This window comes from Clostridium sp. KNHs205 (assembly GCF_000702945.1).
Classification (GTDB): Bacteria; Bacillota; Clostridia; order Lachnospirales; family Lachnospiraceae; genus Anaerocolumna.
The window spans coordinates 4,244,189-4,261,859 of sequence record NZ_JNLE01000003.1 but is presented as its reverse complement, the minus strand read 5'-3'; the positions used below and the strand labels follow the sequence as shown (position 1 = coordinate 4,261,859).

16 protein-coding genes are annotated in these 17,671 nt (G+C 38.5%); 14 read left to right on the top strand and 2 right to left on the bottom strand.

The window, feature by feature from the left end; translation table 11 throughout:
* Positions 1 to 16 precede the first annotated feature (16 nt).
* From BR73_RS0117635 to thiI, 3 genes are all read left to right on the top strand, one after another.
* On the top strand, positions 17 to 760 hold the full coding sequence (locus tag BR73_RS0117635; RefSeq protein ID WP_033166617.1) for a 16S rRNA (uracil(1498)-N(3))-methyltransferase: 744 nt from the start codon (positions 17 to 19) through the stop codon (positions 758 to 760).
* A 29-nt stretch (positions 761 to 789) separates the two neighbouring features.
* Positions 790 to 1,950, top strand: a complete 1,161-nt coding sequence (locus tag BR73_RS0117630; RefSeq protein WP_033166616.1) for a cysteine desulfurase family protein — start codon at positions 790 to 792, stop codon at positions 1,948 to 1,950.
* A gap of 151 nt (positions 1,951 to 2,101) precedes the next feature.
* Positions 2,102 to 3,280: a tRNA uracil 4-sulfurtransferase ThiI gene (thiI, locus tag BR73_RS0117625; RefSeq protein ID WP_033166615.1), complete on the top strand. Its 1,179-nt coding sequence runs from the start codon at positions 2,102 to 2,104 to the stop codon at positions 3,278 to 3,280.
* Positions 3,281 to 3,731: 451 nt separating this feature from the next.
* Here thiI and BR73_RS0117620 read toward each other — a convergent pair whose 3' ends face one another.
* Positions 3,732 to 3,965, bottom strand: coding sequence for an HPr family phosphocarrier protein (locus BR73_RS0117620; protein ID WP_033166614.1), 234 nt, complete (start codon positions 3,963 to 3,965; stop codon positions 3,732 to 3,734).
* Positions 3,966 to 4,233: 268 nt separating this feature from the next.
* Here BR73_RS0117620 and BR73_RS0117615 point away from each other — a divergent pair, with 268 nt between their 5' ends.
* From BR73_RS0117615 to BR73_RS0117575, 9 genes are all read left to right on the top strand, one after another.
* On the top strand, positions 4,234 to 5,688 hold the full coding sequence (locus BR73_RS0117615) for a MiaB/RimO family radical SAM methylthiotransferase (RefSeq protein ID WP_033166613.1): 1,455 nt from the start codon (positions 4,234 to 4,236) through the stop codon (positions 5,686 to 5,688).
* A 73-nt stretch (positions 5,689 to 5,761) separates the two neighbouring features.
* A complete protein-coding gene (locus BR73_RS0117610) occupies positions 5,762 to 6,022 on the top strand; it encodes an IreB family regulatory phosphoprotein (protein ID WP_033166612.1) in 261 nt (86 codons plus the stop codon).
* 99 nt (positions 6,023 to 6,121) lie between these two features.
* Entirely contained in the window at positions 6,122 to 6,568 is a 447-nt protein-coding gene (ruvX, locus tag BR73_RS0117605; protein WP_033166611.1) for a Holliday junction resolvase RuvX, read from the top strand.
* Between the two features lie 29 nt (positions 6,569 to 6,597).
* Positions 6,598 to 6,873, top strand: coding sequence for a DUF1292 domain-containing protein (locus tag BR73_RS0117600; RefSeq protein WP_033166610.1), 276 nt, complete (start codon positions 6,598 to 6,600; stop codon positions 6,871 to 6,873).
* Between the two features lie 143 nt (positions 6,874 to 7,016).
* The gene (locus BR73_RS0117595; protein ID WP_033166609.1) at positions 7,017 to 7,478 is read left to right on the top strand and encodes a Fur family transcriptional regulator; all 462 of its coding nucleotides are present in this window, start codon (positions 7,017 to 7,019) and stop codon (positions 7,476 to 7,478) included.
* Between the two features lie 88 nt (positions 7,479 to 7,566).
* On the top strand, positions 7,567 to 9,240 hold the full coding sequence (locus tag BR73_RS0117590) for a ribonuclease J (protein ID WP_033166608.1): 1,674 nt from the start codon (positions 7,567 to 7,569) through the stop codon (positions 9,238 to 9,240).
* 35 nt (positions 9,241 to 9,275) lie between these two features.
* On the top strand, positions 9,276 to 9,710 hold the full coding sequence (locus BR73_RS0117585; protein WP_033166607.1) for an endolytic transglycosylase MltG: 435 nt from the start codon (positions 9,276 to 9,278) through the stop codon (positions 9,708 to 9,710).
* 198 nt (positions 9,711 to 9,908) lie between these two features.
* Complete coding sequence (locus tag BR73_RS0117580) at positions 9,909 to 10,562, top strand: O-methyltransferase (RefSeq protein WP_033166606.1); 654 nt, start codon at positions 9,909 to 9,911, stop codon at positions 10,560 to 10,562.
* 234 nt (positions 10,563 to 10,796) lie between these two features.
* Positions 10,797 to 12,050, top strand: a complete 1,254-nt coding sequence (locus BR73_RS0117575) for a U32 family peptidase (RefSeq protein WP_033167580.1) — start codon at positions 10,797 to 10,799, stop codon at positions 12,048 to 12,050.
* 145 nt (positions 12,051 to 12,195) lie between these two features.
* Here BR73_RS0117575 and BR73_RS0117570 read toward each other — a convergent pair whose 3' ends face one another.
* Positions 12,196 to 13,965, bottom strand: a complete 1,770-nt coding sequence (locus BR73_RS0117570; RefSeq protein WP_033166605.1) for an FAD-dependent oxidoreductase — start codon at positions 13,963 to 13,965, stop codon at positions 12,196 to 12,198.
* 147 nt (positions 13,966 to 14,112) lie between these two features.
* Between BR73_RS0117570 and BR73_RS27565 the strand changes: the two genes are divergently transcribed.
* Both BR73_RS27565 and BR73_RS0117560 read left to right on the top strand, forming a co-directional pair.
* Entirely contained in the window at positions 14,113 to 15,009 is an 897-nt protein-coding gene (locus BR73_RS27565) for a helix-turn-helix domain-containing protein (protein ID WP_051685284.1), read from the top strand.
* Positions 15,010 to 15,085: 76 nt separating this feature from the next.
* Positions 15,086 to 17,314, top strand: a complete 2,229-nt coding sequence (locus BR73_RS0117560) for a helix-turn-helix domain-containing protein (protein WP_033166604.1) — start codon at positions 15,086 to 15,088, stop codon at positions 17,312 to 17,314.
* The last annotated feature ends 357 nt before the right edge of the window (positions 17,315 to 17,671 follow it).

Sequence of the window (17,671 nt, the reverse complement as noted above, 5' to 3'; positions counted from 1 at the left end):
GGGAAGGGTTAAACACATGCACCGTTTTTATGTACAGGAGAATCAAATAAATAATGGGGCCGTAACCCTGACCGGAGAAGATGTTAATCACATAAAGAATGTCCTCCGAATGAAAGCCGGGGATGAAGTGGTTCTCTGCAATGGCAAAGGCAGGGATTACCATTGTGTCATAACGGAATTTCAAAAAGATGGAATAATACTTAAGGTAATCAAAGAGTGGGAGGCGGACACAGAATTAAGAGGTAAGATTTACCTCTTTCAAGGCCTGCCGAAAAAGGATAAAATGGAATTGATTATTCAAAAATCCGTAGAACTTGGAGTTTTTGAGATTGTCCCGGTTATGACCCGCAGAACTGTAGTTAAATTAGAAGACGAGAAGAAAGAGCGTAAAAAGCTTGAGAGATGGCAGGCAATTGCAGAAAGTGCAGCCAAACAGTCCCGCAGGGGGATTATACCTCGTGTAACGGAAGTATACTCCTTTAAAAAAGCTTTGGAGTATGCAGATAGTTTAAATATAAAGCTGATGCCCTATGAAAACGAAAAGGGTATATCCTACACGAAAGAAATCCTTAATCGTATCAGCAGCAATGAGAGTGTAGGAGTATTTATCGGTCCGGAAGGCGGATTTGATGAGAGCGAAGTGGAAGCGGCCAAAATAAATGGATTTATTCCTGTCAGCCTTGGGAAAAGAATTCTTCGTACTGAAACGGCAGGATTGACAGCTCTCTCTCTTTTGATGATGCAAATGGAAGGTGAATAATTAATTCGGATTAAGGAATGAGGTTTAAAATGGAGATATATTTGGACAATGCCGCAACTACCAGACCCTATGATTCTGTCCGAAGCATTATGATGGAGACCATGGATACAGCCTTTGGCAATCCTTCTTCTATGCACGGAAAGGGTTTTGAAGCGGAGAAATATGTAAAAGCAGCAACTGATATTATTGCAAAGAGCTTAAAGGCTGATCCCAAAGAAATTATATTTACTTCCGGAGGCACAGAAAGCAATAATCTTGCCTTAATAGGAACTGCTTCTGCGTTAAAAAGAAGAGGGAATCATATTATTACTACAATGATAGAGCATCCATCGGTACATAACCCTGTGTTGTTTTTGGAAGAAAACGGATACCGGGTAACTTATGTACCTGTTGATTCCATGGGGAGAATAAAAGAAGAAGAACTGCTGGGAGCCGTAGGGGAGGATACCATACTGGTTTCCTTTATGTATGTTAATAACGAAGTTGGTTCCGTTCAACTCATAAGTGAACTGAGCCGAAAAATAAAAGAAAAGAATCCTAATGTTTGTATACATGTAGATGCTATCCAGGCCTATGGAAAATTTCGAATTTATCCTGCCAGAGAAGGTATTGACTTACTCTCAGCCAGCGGACATAAAATCCATGGTCCAAAGGGTGTGGGCTTTTTGTATGTAAACAGTAAGGTTAAGATAAAACCTGTGTTATTTGGCGGGGGGCAGCAAAGGGGAATGCGCTCCGGAACAGAAAATGTACCGGGAATTGCAGGCTTTGGACAGGCAGTAAAAGAAGGCTTAAGCAGACAGGATGAAATCATAAAGAAGTTATACGAAATTAAAACATATTTCATTGATAGACTAAAAGAAATAGAAGGGACTTTTATAAATTGTCCTGCGGAGGATATCAAGGAGACAGCTCCGCATATTCTAAGTGTCAGCTTCGAAGGAATAAAGAGTGAAGTTCTTTTGCATGCTCTGGAGGATAAGGGGATTTATGTTTCAGCAGGCTCTGCCTGCGCTTCCAATCATCCGGGACTAAGCGGTACATTAAAAGCTGTGGGGTTAAGGAATGATTTACTGGATTCCACAATAAGATTCAGCTTCTCAGGATTTACAACCATAGAGGAGGCTGGACAGGCTATGGAGGCTTTAAAGGAACTGGTGCCGGTATTACGGAAATACAGCCGCCGTTAACAACCGGCAGCAGGAGGTATCACAAAAGTAAGAAAAGAACGCTGTAATAAATGAAAGATGAAACTTACGGTTAAAAGGGTTCTTATGGAACACACAGCCGGAAGCTGCTTTCAACAGATATAGTGCCGTTATACGGCAGAATGCGAGGATAATAATGTATAAAGCATTTTTGATAAAATATGCGGAAATCGGTATCAAAGGTAAAAACAGATATATTTTTGAGAATGCCTTAAAGGATCAGATAAAGAATTCCTTAAAGGATCTCGGGAATTTTCTTGTGTCAAAAGAACAGGGAAGAATCTATGTTGAATGCCCTGATGAATTTGATTACGAAGAATCAGTTGAGGCCTTAAAAACAGTATTTGGAATTGCCTGGATCTGTCCTGTCATGATAGTGGATACCATTGAATGGGAAGAGTTAAAAACCGCTGTAGGTGACTATGTTGATAAGAGATACCCTGACAGAAATTTTACCTTTAAGATGGAAGCAAAGAGAGCAGATAAGAATTATCCTCTGACAACACCTGAGATGTGTATGAAAATGGGTGGATACCTGCTGGATAGATTTCCGGAATTAAAGGTGGATGTTCACAATCCCCAGGTGCGTATCATGATTGAAGTCAGAACCCGTTCCTATGTGTATTCCGAAGTAATTCCAGGTCCCGGTGGTATGCCTGTGGGAACCAGCGGTAAAGCCATGCTCCTTCTTTCCGGTGGTATTGACAGTCCTGTAGCCGGTTATATGATTGCAAAAAGAGGCGTTGCAATCGATGCAGTGTATTTCCATGCCCCCCCGTATACCAGCGAAAGAGCCAAGCAGAAGGTAGTTGACCTGGCGAAGCTTATTTCACGCTATACCGGCCCTATTAAACTGCATGTAGTGAATTTTACAGATATTCAGCTCTATATCTATGAGAAATGCCCTCATGAAGAGCTTACCATTATTATGAGACGTTATATGATGCGTATTGCGGAGACGATTGCAGAAGAATCCGGCTGTCTCGGACTGATAACCGGTGAGAGTATCGGTCAGGTTGCAAGCCAGACTCTTCAGAGCCTTATGTCCACCAATGAAGTCTGCAATATGCCGGTATACCGTCCGTTAATCGCTTTTGACAAGCAGGATATCGTGACTATTTCGGAGAAGATAAATACCTATGAGACATCAATATTGCCTTACGAGGACTGCTGTACCATATTTGTGGCCAAGCATCCGGTAACAAAACCCAGTGCAAAGGTTATCCGTCATTCTGAAAAGCTTCTGGAGGAAAATATTGAAGCATTAACCAAAACGGCTCTGGAAACAACGGAAATTATTATGGTGAAGTAATATAAGCTTATAGGAATTGGAGCCTGATTTCTAATGAAAGGCAGTTCTTTTGCTACTGTGAAGCCGATTGTAGGAACAAGTTTTTGGATCCTATGAACCATTGAGATAACTTATAGAGAGTTCGTATTTGAATTCATAGGGACAGAGTATAGCAGTATAAATAATACTGCGTATAAATAATACTGCGTATAAATAATACTGCGTATAAATAATACTGCGTATAAATAATACTGCGTATAAATAATACTGCCATATAAATAATGCTGACGTAAAAATAAAACTGCTGCAGCCAGATTGACTGCAGCAGGATTTCTAAGGTATCTTAATAAGTATATGTACCGTTAGGAAGCTTCAACTCTGTGAGTTATTATATCACAAAATTGAGTATGTAGTTTGGAGGAATAAAAAGAGGATACCTAAGTATCCCCATTAAGTAACCCCTGACCTTTAATTATTCAACAATGTAAGGACTTAAAACGCTAAGAATCTTTTCTACGCTTTCTTCGTTATGAATATTTAAATCAATGGGTTTAGATAAATCCAAACTGAAAATACCCATGATTGATTTTGCGTCGATTACGTATCTTCCAGATACTAAATCAAAGTCAGTATCAAATTTAGTAACATCATTTACGAAAGATTTAACCTTATCAATTGAATTAAGAGAGATTTTGACTGTTTTCATATAAACTCCTCCTTTATAATGGATTTAACAGGAAAATATCAATTCATACTAATTGAGGTATAATATAAAAAGATATTAATCCTGAAAGATATGCTTTACCTGAATTGGTAACTTATCTTTATACAACTATATACTACAAAATCGTTATTTAAAAGTCAATATACAAAGTAAATAAAAAAATCCGCGGACAAGGACACTTTGCACTAAGAGGCAGCGGCATTTGTAAAACCTTATGCATATCATATAGAAAGACAGGGAATGGATATAGATGGATATTAGTAATTACGAGAAAAATAACCGAAAGACAGTTGCATTTCTTACTCTCGGCTGTAAAGTTAATTCCTACGAAACCCAGGGAATCAAAAAGCTTTTTGAAGAAGAGGATTACAGTGTAGTTGAATTTCATGAAAAAGCAGATGTTTATGTTATCAATACCTGTACAGTGACCAATATAGCAGACAGAAAATCACGCCAGATGCTTCATAAAGCCCGTAAAATGAACGAAGATGCCATTGTTATGGCAGTAGGCTGTTATGCTCAGGCTGCCGGTGAGCAGCTAAAGGAAGATGAAGCTATTGATATCGTGGTAGGAAATAACAGAAAAAAAGATATTATTAATATATTAAAAGCGTATATTGATGATAATACTATAGATAGTGTCATTGATATTTCAGGGAACATTGAGTATGAGGATCTGGAAATACTGGATGTATCCGAGAAGACCAGAGCATATATTAAGATTCAGGATGGCTGTAATCAATTCTGCTCCTATTGTATCATACCATATGCCAGAGGCAGAGTAAGAAGCAGATTCGCCAAGTCTATTTTAAGAGAAGCTAAGAATCTGGTAGAAAAAGGTTACCAGGAAATTGTCCTGACCGGAATTCACCTGTCCTCCTATGGAATAGATTTTAAGAAAGAAGGAGCCCTGGACACTGCTGATGTTAAAACAGCTGAGAAGGGTATACAGGAAGAAGAGACTGACGGACTGGAGGCTTTTATCAGGGAACCTGGAGATTATGAACCGGGAACCAATTATTATCTTCTGGAGCTGATAAAACAGTTAGATCAGATTGAAGGGCTTAAAAGAATCCGACTAGGTTCCTTAGAGCCGAGAATCGTAACTGAAAGCTTTGTAAAAGGCTTATCTGAACTGGAGACCATTTGCCCTCATTTTCATTTATCCCTGCAGAGCGGCTGTAACAGCACCTTAAAAAGGATGAATAGAAAGTATACCACTGAAGTATACTTAGAAAAGTGCCTTCTGTTAAGAAAATATTTTAATAATCCAGCTATAACAACGGATATAATTGTCGGATTTCCGGGTGAAACAGCAGAAGAATTTGAACAGACCAAAGAGTATCTGCGTAAAATTCAATTCGCCCAGATGCATGTATTCAAATTCTCGCCCAGAAAAGGGACCAGGGCTGCAAATATGACAGATCCGGTAAAAGAAGAAATAAAAGCAGAGAGAAGTAACGAACTGCTCCACCTTGCAGAAGAGATGTCAGATGCCTATAAAAGAAGCTTTATTGGCAATATAGAAAAACTTCTGGTAGAAGAAGAAACCGTAATCGAGGGAGAAACCTATCAGATCGGCCATAATGAAAGATACCTGAAATTGGCTGTAAAATCCCAAAAAAACCTTACAAATCAGATACTTTCAGTTAAGGTACAGGAATTTCTTAACAAAGAAATGATGTTTTGTGAAAGTATGGATTGAAATTTGTGAAGTTTTATATTAATATATAAGTAAATACATTGTGCGAAACAGTATCAGCAAAGGACGTGAAGTTATGCAGGAGATTAACAATACACAGTTTTTTAAGGTTCAAAAGGAAAATGAGATATCTGTAAGAGAGATTATTTCTGCCGTATATACAGCCATGACGGAGAAAGGCTATAATCCGGTTAATCAGATTGTTGGCTACATTATGTCCGGGGACCCTACCTACATAACCAATCATAATGGTGCCAGAAGTTTGATTATGAAAGTAGAACGTGATGAAATTCTGGAACAATTACTGAATGATTACATTGACCGTAACCTTAAATAATATGTCAGAAGCCAAAAAGCCCCTTTCTTAAGAGAGTAAGGGGCGTATTCGAACAGGAAGGATTATTATACTGATTTTGTATAATAAAATTTATACAGTATGAGAATTATGGGATTGGATTACGGCTCTGTAACAGTTGGAGTCGCAATTAGTGATGAACTGCTGATAACGGCACAAGGTATTGAGACCATTAATCGTAAGCAGGAAAATAAATTAAGGCAAACCTTAGCCAGAATTGAAGAATTGATTAAGGAATACAATGTTGATCGTATTGTTTTGGGTTACCCAAAGAATATGAATAATACCATTGGAGAGCGTGCATTGAAATCAGAAGAATTTTCAGAGATGTTAAAGCGAAGAACCGGACTGCCGGTAATTCTCTGGGATGAAAGACTGACTACAGCAGCAGCCAATCAGACTTTAATACTTGGTGATGTCAGAAGAGAAGACAGGAAGTCAGTAATTGATAAACTGGCAGCTGTACTGATACTTCAGGGATATCTGGACTATTTAAGCAATAAGCTTAAGTATGACCTGCCTGACTAACCTAATACAGGTACAACAGGAGTTGTAACATGGAAGAACAGAAAAATCAAGTGACCTTTATTACAGAAGATAATGAAGAAGTCCAGTTTAATGTGATTGAGCAGACAAAATTAAATGGATACACCTATCTACTGGTAACAGACTCTCAGAGCGAGGGGGATGACGGTGTGGCTTATATCTTAAAGGATATGTCTGCCGAAGGGGATGAAGCATCCCTATATACAATTGTAGAAGATGAAGAGGAAATGAATCTGATAGCTGATATATTTGAAGAGCTGTTAGAGGATATTGAATTTGAATCATAGATAATTAATCAGTTAACACGGGGATTATATAGAAATATTAATAATAAAATGTAATGAAAACGATATAAAGGTGCAATATTTAGTTAGATGAAAGATTTCAGCGATAATATTACTTATCTATGGAAGCGGAAAGGTGATTGAAAATGCCTGATAAAAAAGATCGGTTTAAAATGCTGTTAAAAGAGAAAGGCCTTAAGGTTACCACCCAGCGAGTTGATATATTGGAGGCCTTAGAGATGAGACCGGATAAGCATTTAACAGCTGAAGAAATTTACGAGATTGTAAAAGAGAAGAATCCGGATATCGGATTAGCTACAGTATACAGGACAATTCAGTTATTAGCTGAATTGAACCTTATTGATAAACTGAATTTAGGTGACGGGTTCATACGATATGAAATTGGCAATAGGGATGAGGACAGAAAAGGTCATCATCACCATCATCTGATATGTTTAAGTTGTGGAAATGTATTGACTTTCGAAGGAGATCTTTTGGATACCCTGGAAAATCAGATACAAAAATCCATGAGCTTTGAAGTAGTAGATCATGAGGTAAAGCTGTTCGGTTATTGCAAAGAATGCTCAGCTGAAAGAAAAAAAGAATAATCCTGTAAAATCAAATCTAATTAAATATTCCATGCACTTTAAATATAATGGACTTTATTACATAAACTAACCATTGGAGGTGCATTGTTTGAAAGAAGAAAACACAATAAAAAAGGGAGTCAAAGTTATCCCTTTAGGCGGATTAGAACAAATTGGTATGAACATCACTGCTTTTGAATATGAAGACAGTATAATAGTAGTAGATTGCGGTTTGTCCTTTCCGGAAGATGATATGCTGGGAATTGATTTGGTAATACCGGATGTTACTTATTTGAAAGAAAACATAAGCAAAGTAAAGGGTTTTGTCATTACTCACGGACATGAAGATCACATTGGATCTTTGCCGTATATCTTAAGGGATATTAACGTACCCATTTACGCTACAAAGCTTACCATCGGTATTATTGAAAATAAATTAAAAGAGCATAACTTATTAAAATCCACGAAACGAAAAGTAATAAAATACGGACAGTCCATAAATCTTGGTGTATTTCGTATTGAATTTATCAGAACCAATCACAGTATAGCAGATGCTGCTGCACTTGCTATCTTTACCCCCGCAGGACTTATTATCCATACGGGAGATTTTAAGGTTGATTATACGCCGGTATTCGGAAGCACAATCGATTTGCCCCGTTTTGCAGAGCTTGGTAAAAAAGGTGTACTTGCTCTTATGTGCGACAGTACCAATGTTGAAAGACCCGGGTATACCATGTCTGAGAAGACAGTTGGTAAGACCTTTGACAATATTTTTGCAGAAAATAATAAAAACAGAATTATTGTCGCCACCTTCGCTTCTAATGTTGACCGTATCCAGCAGATCATTAATTCAGCTGACAAGTATGGAAGAAAAGTAGTAGTTGAAGGACGTAGTATGGTAAATATTATAGCAACAGCATCAGAGCTTGGATATATTACCATGCCGAACAATATCATGATTGATATTGAGCAGATGAAAAACTATCCTGATGAGAAGCTTGTATTAATTACTACAGGCAGCCAGGGAGAAGCTATGGCAGCACTTCCCAGAATGGCAGCTTCAATTCATAAGAAGATATCCATTAAACCTGGTGATACAGTTATTTTCAGTTCTACCCCCATACCCGGAAATGAGAAATCAGTATTTAAGGTAATCAATGATCTCTCCATGAAGGGAGCAAAGGTTATTTTCCAGGATACCCACGTATCCGGTCATGCCTGCCAGGAAGAAATCAAGCTGATCTATGCGCTGACAAAACCTAAATATGCTATTCCTGTTCATGGTGAGTACAGACATCTCATTAAGCACAAGGAAGTTGCACAGGCTATGGGCGTTCCCAAGGACAATGTATTTGTTATTTCCTCCGGTGATGTATTAGAGCTTTCTGATGAGCGTGCAGGAGTAGTCGGCAAAGTTCCTGCTCAGGGTATCTTTGTTGATGGTCTTGGAGTTGGTGATGTAGGTAACATTGTATTACGTGACAGACAACATCTTTCTGAGAATGGTCTGCTCATAGTAGTAGTAACTCTGGAGAAATACACAAATCAGGTATTATCAGGCCCCGATATTGTATCCCGAGGTTTTGTATATGTAAGGGAATCTGAAAATCTGATGGACGAAGCCAGAAATGTGGTAAGCGATGCTTTGGAAAAATGCTTAAGCAAAAATACCACTGACTGGGGTAAGATGAAGAATGAAATAAAAGACTCCTTAAGTGATTATTTATGGAAGAAAACAAAACGTAATCCTATGATACTTCCTATTATCATGGAAGTGAACTAGGAAAGCTTTTAGGAGATAAAAAGGAGACAGTTTGAATGGCAGCTAAATCGACTACTTCCCGTGTTGCTTTGAAAGTAATCAGCACCATATTGAAGATCTTATTAAATGTATTATTTTATTCCATAGTAATTATTCTATTGATTAAAGTAAGCGGTATGGCACATGATTTCGGTTATCAGGTATTCGGAAAGGTGACAGCCTCAGAATCCCCCGGTCGTGATACGACGATACAGATCAAAAAAGGGGAATCAACCATGAACATTGCTGGCAAACTGGAATTATACGGTGTTATCGTTAATAAATATTCCTTTTTCTTAAAAGCTAAATTAAAAAAATACAATCTTATGCCAGGTACCTATGAGCTTAATACTTCTATGACTTATGATGAAATCTTCGATATACTGACTACACCGCATACGGAGGAAGAAGCAGACAGTGCAGGTGACGAAACCGGAGGAACTGGTAAGTAATAAATTACAGGACCAGTGCCAGCGCATAAGATAAGTTATAATCTGTATCATACAGGCGAGGAGTTTGCATTAGAAAAAAATGCAAGTTGAAATAAAGCCTGATAAAATATATAATGATAATAAGAGGCTGTCTTTCCTGATGATTTTTATGTCATTCAAGAAGAACAGCCTTTTAACAGGTAAAGGATTGGAGTACTTATGATAGTAGATGAACGTATTACAGCGTATATAAATTCCTTATGCAGTGAATTACCGCCTTATCTTGGTAAATTAGAAAAAGAGGCATTAAAAGAGGAAGTACCCATAATCAGAAAAGAAACCCAATCCCTGCTGCAATTTCTTATAGCTATGAAAAGACCTGCTCACATCCTGGAGGTGGGAACAGCGGTGGGTTTTTCCGCACTTTTAATGAGTGAATGTATGCCGGATAATTGTGATATCACAACCATAGAAAAAGTTGAAATCAGGCTGAGAAAAGCCAGAGAGAATCTCAAATCCAATGACAAAGCTTCAAGAATACGTCTTTTAGAAGGTGATGCTTTGGTTGTATTAAAAGATTTGGCAAAGGTTGAGGCAGGTTATTATGACATTATCTTTATGGATGCTGCCAAAGCACAGTATATGAATTATCTGCCGGAGGTCTTAAGACTTATGGCACCTGGCTGTCTATTGGTAACGGACAATGTATTGCAGGATGGAACAGTAGCTCAGTCAAGATATGGTATAACCAGGAGAGACAGAACGATCCACACCAGAATGAGGGAGTATCTGTATACCCTGACCCATTCGGAGGAATTAGATACTACCATATTATCCGTTGGTGACGGGGTTACGTTAAGTATAAAGAAATAAGAACTTTAGAACTGTAAATGAGGGTATCTCAACAGGTACCAGCTTGAATATCCGCCGTGAAATAAAGGAATACAGAATAACAGCATCATCTGATAGTACAATGTAAAGAAATATAACTTAAGGTATAACTTTCTCAGGATTAATAATATTCGCTTTAATGGAATTATCAATGAAATCAACTAAGGTGATGAGATAGAAAGCTCAAGATACGAAAGGAAATAAAGAACTATGATAATGGAAGATTTAGGATACAAAAAACCAGAACTCTTAATACCCGCCAGTAATTTAGAGGTGCTTAAGATTGCTGTATTATATGGAGCGGATGCAATTTATATAGGTGGTGAAATGTATGGTCTTCGTGCGAAAGCAAAGAACTTTTCACCAGAGGATATGAAAGCTGGCATTGAGTTTGCCCATGCTCGTGGAAAGAAAGTATATGTTACTGCGAATATAACAGCACATAATGAAGATCTCTCAGGCATTAGAAAATATTTTGAAGAGCTGAAGGAAATAAAACCCGATGCAGTTATTATTTCAGATCCGGGTGTATTTGAGATTGCACAGGAAGTTGCACCGGACATGGAACTGCACATAAGTACACAGGCTAATAATGTAAATTATGCCACCTATCGTTTCTGGCACCGCCTGGGGGCAAAAAGAGTAGTGTCTGCCAGAGAACTTTCTTTGGATGAAATCAAGCAAATCAGGGATAATATTCCGGAGGATTTGGAGATAGAGACATTTGTTCATGGAGCTATGTGTATGGCACATTCCGGCAGGTGTCTCCTCAGTAATTATTTTACGGGCAGAGATGCCAACCGTGGAGCATGTACCCATCCCTGCCGCTGGAAATACTATCTGGTGGAAGAAACAAGACCCGGTGAATATCTTCCCGTTGAGGAAAATGAGAGAGGAACGTATATCTTTAACTCTAAAGACCTGTGCATGATAGAATACATCCCGCATTTAGTGGATGCAGGAATAAACAGCCTTAAAGTGGAAGGAAGAATGAAGACTGCTCTTTATGTTGCCTCTGTTGCAAGAACATATCGTAAAGCCATTGATGACTTTTTTGAAAACCCAGCTCTTTATGAGAAGAATATTCCGTATTATAAAGAAGAGATATCAAAATGTACTTACAGACAGTTTACCACAGGATTCTTTTTTGGAAAGCCTGATTCAGATGCTCAGATCTATGATAACAATACCTATGTGAAAGAATATACTTATCTTGGAATTATCGGTGAGAAGAAGGAAGAAGGATATTATCGTCTGGAACAGAGAAATAAATTCTCTGTAGGTGATGAAATAGAAGTCATGAAACCCGACGGAAGAAATCTTCTGCTGACTGTTAAGGGAATTCATGATGAAAACGGTACAGAGATGGAAAGCTGTCCCCACCCTAAACAGGTAATTTATGTGAATCTTGGAGAAGGGCTTGAGGAGAATGACATTCTTCGCAGAAAAGAAGAGGAAACCAATAAATAATTTTCGAGGGAGGTTTCTTTTATTATAAATCATAAAAATAAATGTTGGAAATGTGTTTTTTATTTACACACCCCAACATTTATTATAGAAGCGTCTTTTAATCAGTGTAATACTGGACATCGGAGTTTCTTAAGATTTCAGCTTGTTAATACACTCTTATTTCAAAGATTCTGGCATGGCTGTCACCATGGGTCCCGGTAACCTTAACAAGGATTTTATCGCATATTACCGGGGTACTAAGCAAATGTTTCCGAAACCGGAGATAGTTGTTATCAACATGTTCGGAATATACCTGTTTGCCTTCCTTATAACATTCCAATTGATAGTCTTTCACCAGCGTAAAAGGAGGTCCTGGTATCTGATGCTTTTGCACGCGTTCGGACATGGAAATTGAGATTTCACGGCTCAGCTCGGAATCAAATTTTAAATGGAGGGCTGATAGTTTAATTGGTGCGGGGAATGTAAGGCTTAGCCATTCTCCTTCTTCCCCCATCTCATTTGAAATCCAGCAGTTGGTGAAAGCACCGGTTTTTCTGGATATCCCGTTAGTTATATTACAACAACTGCCATTATCCAAAGCGGAGGAACAGTGAATCAGAGCTTTCTCTGCCATATCCTGTTTATCTTCATTTTTAACTCCCGGAATATAGCAATCATCCTTTAGGAGTAATTGCTGTAATTCCCTGATGTGAGAGGATACGGCAGCCGGGCGTATTCCTTTTTCAATGGCCAGTGCTCCGGCTGTGCCCACTGCCTGACCAATTACCGCACAGGTCCCCATAACACGTGTAGAACCAAAGGCCATATGGGAAGCACTGATAATTCTGCCTGCCAGCATAAGATTATGAATGTCTTTTGCATAAAGGCTTTTGTAAGGAATGGTATAAGGTTTGTCGAGGTGAATATAATCCGTAGGCTCCAATTTGGCTTTCAGTCCGCCTGCTACATGCATATCCATAGGCCATCCCCCGTAAGCCACGGCATCCTCGAAAATACGTCCGGCTCTTAAATCCTGCTCTTTGAGTACATAATCACCTATAATCCTGCGGCTTTCACGTTTTCCGGGAAGAAAGCCTACCCAATCAAGGACATAATTGTCGGCCTTATGATCTCCCTTATTCTTAATATGGTCCCATACTCCATAAAGTGCTTTTAGAAGCTCATCACGGATTTCTTCACCATCTGACACTGTATCAAGGTCTTCTCCACCAAGTTCAATCCACCAGTAACCATAGGTAATCTCACCATGATCACGAAGCTTAAGTTCCTCCTCTGTATAGCTGTTTGCCCAAAAAGGCTTTTGAAAAGGAACCGGTTTTCCTGCATCAATTGCTCGAAACAACAGGGTGTTACCCATAGTTACCTGATCGGACTTCTCAGGTGCATGCTCTTCCTCAAACACAGCTTTACCCTCACGTCCACTCATATAACCGGCTCCGGAAAGATAAGCTAAAGTTCCGTCTCCGGTAGCATCAATGAAGAGCTGAGCCTTAAATTCCAGCAATTTTTCTGTTGTCAGCTGTACTGCTTTTATTTTTTTTATTTGATAATCTTTGACAGAAACCTCTGTCATGTGGGTATTCAGGTAGAGCTCGAGATTGTTTTCAAAATGGCATTTTTCCCATAGAATGGTATCAAATATTGAAAAGGACCACTGGGGATTGCGGTTTTTATTTTCCAGGAGTATTTCCTCCAGAATACCGGTCTCCCTGGCATCGGGTCTTTTACCATGGCAATCGGCACCGCATATATGCATCCGTATTTCAGAGCTGGCATTGCCACCCAGTACCGGTCGGTTATGGACCAGTGCGACAGAGGCTCCATGTCTTGCTGCTGCGATAGCGGCGCACACACCGGATATTCCTCCTCCTGCAATTACAATATCGTATTTCTTAACAATTGGCTGTTTGACCATACTGTACCTCCAGTTAATGATATCGCTAATTATAGCGAAATTACCAATGTTTTACCTTGAAAACACTGTAAGTAATCTTAAAAATTCTGCAAGGTTATTGCCAGAAAAGCAGAAATCGATTAGAATAAAATAAACGGGAGGGAGTAAATGGCCAGACAATCCTACATAGTATTAGCAGAATATCTAAAACAGATTGCAGCAGATTATGGGATACACATCTGTATCAATGATTTTTCAGGCTTTATCTTTCTTGATGAGGAATTGACAGAGCTTCTCCATCCCTATATGATTCACAGCAATCCCTATTGCATGCTGGTGAAATCGGATAAAGTCCTCTGGGACAAATGCCAGGAAATGAAGAAACCTATTGCAGAAAAATGCAGAAGAATTGGAAGTACCTTTTATGGCAGATGCCACGCTGGTGTGGAGGAATATATTCTGCCCATATTTTCCAATGCCCAGCTGATTGGAACAGTCCATGCAGGGGTTTTTTCTTCCTGTGAAAAAGACATCGAAAGCTCTGTGAAAGAGCTAGCCAGGATTTCTGGATTACAGGAACAGCTGCTTTTACAGGTGTATCAGGAATCTATAAGCAGGCAGGTACCGGAAGCTGATAAGATCAATAGCCTTTTAGGGATTGCTGCAGAGTATATCGGACGGATTTATAATGACTTTACCATAACGAATCCAAAGCTTCTCAGTCACATTCGCTTTAACTCCGGTGAAGATAATATCCTGGGGCATACATTGGATTATATTAAAAGAAATTACAAGGAGCAAATATCCGTACCTGAGGTGGCAAATTTCTGTCATTGCAGTGTTTCCTATATCAACCATACCTTTAAGAGAAGAATGAACGTAAATATAAGAGAATATATAAACCGGTTACGAGTGAATGCGGCAAAAACATATCTTACCGGAACCAGCCTGCCCATCAAGGAAGTGGCTTCTTGTGTAGGCTTCCATGATCCAAATTACTTTTGCAAAGTATTTACTGAAATATGCGGTATTCCCCCTTCCACATACAGAAAAGGGAAGGAATAGACAGGATAGTAAAATTAGTTATAAATACCTATGAAACAGGGTTTGATTTTATATGGCAGAGAAGGATGAAAATTAGATGGATAACAGAAAAGACCGGATACATTTGAAATTATATTTAACCATGATCTTTTGCGTAGTATTCGCTATTTTTTTGACTTCGACGATTCTTTATGTGAATTTTCAGTCCATCCTTATGAAGCACGAATACAAGGCAAGGCTTCAAAACATGGAAACAGAAAAGGCACGGATTACAAAATTGTCCAATCATGCCTTAAGCACAGCATATCAGATAATGAACGATGTATCGATAATGAAACTATTCGTATACGATAATATTTCTTCCTTTGATGAGAGCGCTGCTTTTCTTCAAATGCGCTATTACCTCACTTCAGTACCGGATATTGATTCAATCTATGTGTATAATAAAAACAACAATCGAATTTATAACGTAACAAACGAGTCGGAGCTGATGAAAGAGTGGAATCCGGATTATGATAAAAAGGATGATAATTTCTATGACAGTTCCGCGGTGGAAATATTGAATAACAGTGACAAGTATCTGCCCTTTATTCCGATTCCAAGATTTTACCCTTTGAATGAGGACAGTTTCAAATGTGTATACAGTTATATTATATATAAAACTTCGGTCAAGAATAAGGAAAGAGATGCAGTTCTTTTAAATCTTAACAAAGAATATCTTTTTCAGGGATTTGATAACCAGTCGGATAACATTAAACTGGTCATAGACCAGAACAATAAGGTAGTATATTCTAATTCCGATCATTTTATGGTGACAGAACAATTGCAGAATAGCTTTGACCAGGAAGGAATTATGGATGAAAGAGACTCCGGTTATTATTTAACAGATATAGACGGGGTGAAATCCGTCGTAATGTTTACCAGTAAGGATAAACACAACTGGCGGTATATCAGCATCGTATCATATGGAATGCTATTGGCTCAGGTAAACAGAATGCAGGCAATCAGTATATTAATAACTGCAATGATAGCTGCTGCCGGTATGCTTACTGCACATCTCTTTTCCAGGCGTCTGAGTATTCCAATAAAGAGCATGTCCAAAGACGTGAAAAAGCTCCAGCGGGAGAACCTAAAGCTTCATAAAGCTGTAAAAAACAGAAAAACAGCAGAGCTGTTAGAAAACGGTGGCTGGGACAGTAAAGGTAATAAGATGACCGGACAGGAATTCCTGTCCCTCATAGAAATGGAATGCTCAACAGTCAAAAAAATAGTTATTCTATGTATGTGTCCGGACAATTATCAAATTCTACTGGAAACCCAGGGAGTAGAAGCTTTAAAGTCCTATTTGTTTGCTGCCGCAAATATATTAAGTGAATTGCTGGGAGAAAGTACAAAGGTATTTCAACTGGACATGTGGAATGATAAAAACCTGCTATTCCTACAATGGGAGGACAACCTGTCTGCGGAAAACTTAAGGGAACATATTAGAAAGATGCAAGCCTGTGTCAGCGATTATTATGATATTAGCATCTCTGTTCTAGTCAGCAGTCCTGAAGCCGATTCGGATAGATTGTACAGTCTTTTTGAACAGGTAAAGGAGACTCTGGCCAGAAGTATTTTTTTTGGACCGGAATATGTTGTGTTTGCAGCAGAGATGGAAGTAAAAAGCGTTTCCCATTATGAGTATCCGGAGCAAAAAGAAAAACAGCTGTTGGAAAACCTTATGTCAGGCAAAGCAGCAGAAGCGAAGAAAAACTATGAAGAAATTATAACAGAAACCTATCAATATCCAATTATTATATACAATATGGTTATCAGCCGGCTGGTATTTGCAATAGACAAGGTCATTTCCACCCTTAAGAAAAATGGAAATGCTTCTTCTTTCTCAGGATATTTTGTGCTATCCAATCTGATACAGGAAACAGATAACATAACAGTACGAAATAATAAATTCTATGATTTATTCCAACACATTCAAAGTGAGCTGGAGAAAAGAAAGAGTGATAAACAGGAACTTCTGGTGGTAAAGATAAATGATATGATTGAGAAAGAATACACGGAAGCCTCTTTTTCTCTTGACTACCTGGCTGATTCCATCGGAATCTCCACAGCATATATGTGCAGGCTTTATAAGCTGTATACAGGGACAACAATTACAGACAGACTGAGCTTTCTTCGTATGAAGAAAGCCAGGGAGCTGCTGCTTGAGACGCAGCTATCGGTAAATGAGGTCGCTGAACGGGTCGGATATTCAAACGCTACTTATTTTTACCGGGTTTTTAAAAAAGAAAATGGTGTAACGCCAAAGGAATTTAGAAGAAAGTAATGATTTCAGGGGTTGCTGCCTTAGGTCAGCAGCCTCTTTTTTTGAGCTGTTTTTTACCAAAATCCACCTTGTTTTTATAAGAATCTTTACTTATTTGATGAAAATCACAAAATAATATAGTTATATCAAAATTGTTCATATACAAAAGCTATAAAAAGAGATGAAAAACAAGATTTGAAAGTATACAGGATTTTGAAATTATACTATCATGAGGCTAGTTCTACCTAGGGTGTGTCTGAAAACTCATTGCACCATTCTGAACGCCCCACTTTGCGGTATTCTGCGTTGCAATTTTGGGAACGTAGCACCACTACGCACCCAAAATCACGCCTTGCTGTTTTTCGCAAATTGTCTCCC

What these genes read in the sequence shown, in the direction of transcription:
- BR73_RS0117595 (WP_033166609.1), top strand. Translation starts at nt 7,017, where the DNA reads ATGCCTGATAAAAAAGATCGGTTTAAAATGCTGTTAAAAGAGAAAGGC.
- BR73_RS0117585 (WP_033166607.1), top strand. Translation starts at nt 9,276, where the DNA reads ATGGCAGCTAAATCGACTACTTCCCGTGTTGCTTTGAAAGTAATCAGC.
- BR73_RS0117615 (WP_033166613.1), top strand. Translation starts at nt 4,234, where the DNA reads ATGGATATTAGTAATTACGAGAAAAATAACCGAAAGACAGTTGCATTT.
- BR73_RS0117580 (WP_033166606.1), top strand. Translation starts at nt 9,909, where the DNA reads ATGATAGTAGATGAACGTATTACAGCGTATATAAATTCCTTATGCAGT.
- ruvX (WP_033166611.1), top strand. Translation starts at nt 6,122, where the DNA reads ATGAGAATTATGGGATTGGATTACGGCTCTGTAACAGTTGGAGTCGCA.
- BR73_RS27565 (WP_051685284.1), top strand. Translation starts at nt 14,113, where the DNA reads ATGGCCAGACAATCCTACATAGTATTAGCAGAATATCTAAAACAGATT.
- BR73_RS0117610 (WP_033166612.1), top strand. Translation starts at nt 5,762, where the DNA reads ATGCAGGAGATTAACAATACACAGTTTTTTAAGGTTCAAAAGGAAAAT.
- BR73_RS0117570 (WP_033166605.1), bottom strand. Translation starts at nt 13,965, where the DNA reads ATGGTCAAACAGCCAATTGTTAAGAAATACGATATTGTAATTGCAGGA.
- BR73_RS0117630 (WP_033166616.1), top strand. Translation starts at nt 790, where the DNA reads ATGGAGATATATTTGGACAATGCCGCAACTACCAGACCCTATGATTCT.
- BR73_RS0117560 (WP_033166604.1), top strand. Translation starts at nt 15,086, where the DNA reads ATGGATAACAGAAAAGACCGGATACATTTGAAATTATATTTAACCATG.
- BR73_RS0117600 (WP_033166610.1), top strand. Translation starts at nt 6,598, where the DNA reads ATGGAAGAACAGAAAAATCAAGTGACCTTTATTACAGAAGATAATGAA.
- BR73_RS0117620 (WP_033166614.1), bottom strand. Translation starts at nt 3,965, where the DNA reads ATGAAAACAGTCAAAATCTCTCTTAATTCAATTGATAAGGTTAAATCT.
- BR73_RS0117575 (WP_033167580.1), top strand. Translation starts at nt 10,797, where the DNA reads ATGGAAGATTTAGGATACAAAAAACCAGAACTCTTAATACCCGCCAGT.
- BR73_RS0117635 (WP_033166617.1), top strand. Translation starts at nt 17, where the DNA reads ATGCACCGTTTTTATGTACAGGAGAATCAAATAAATAATGGGGCCGTA.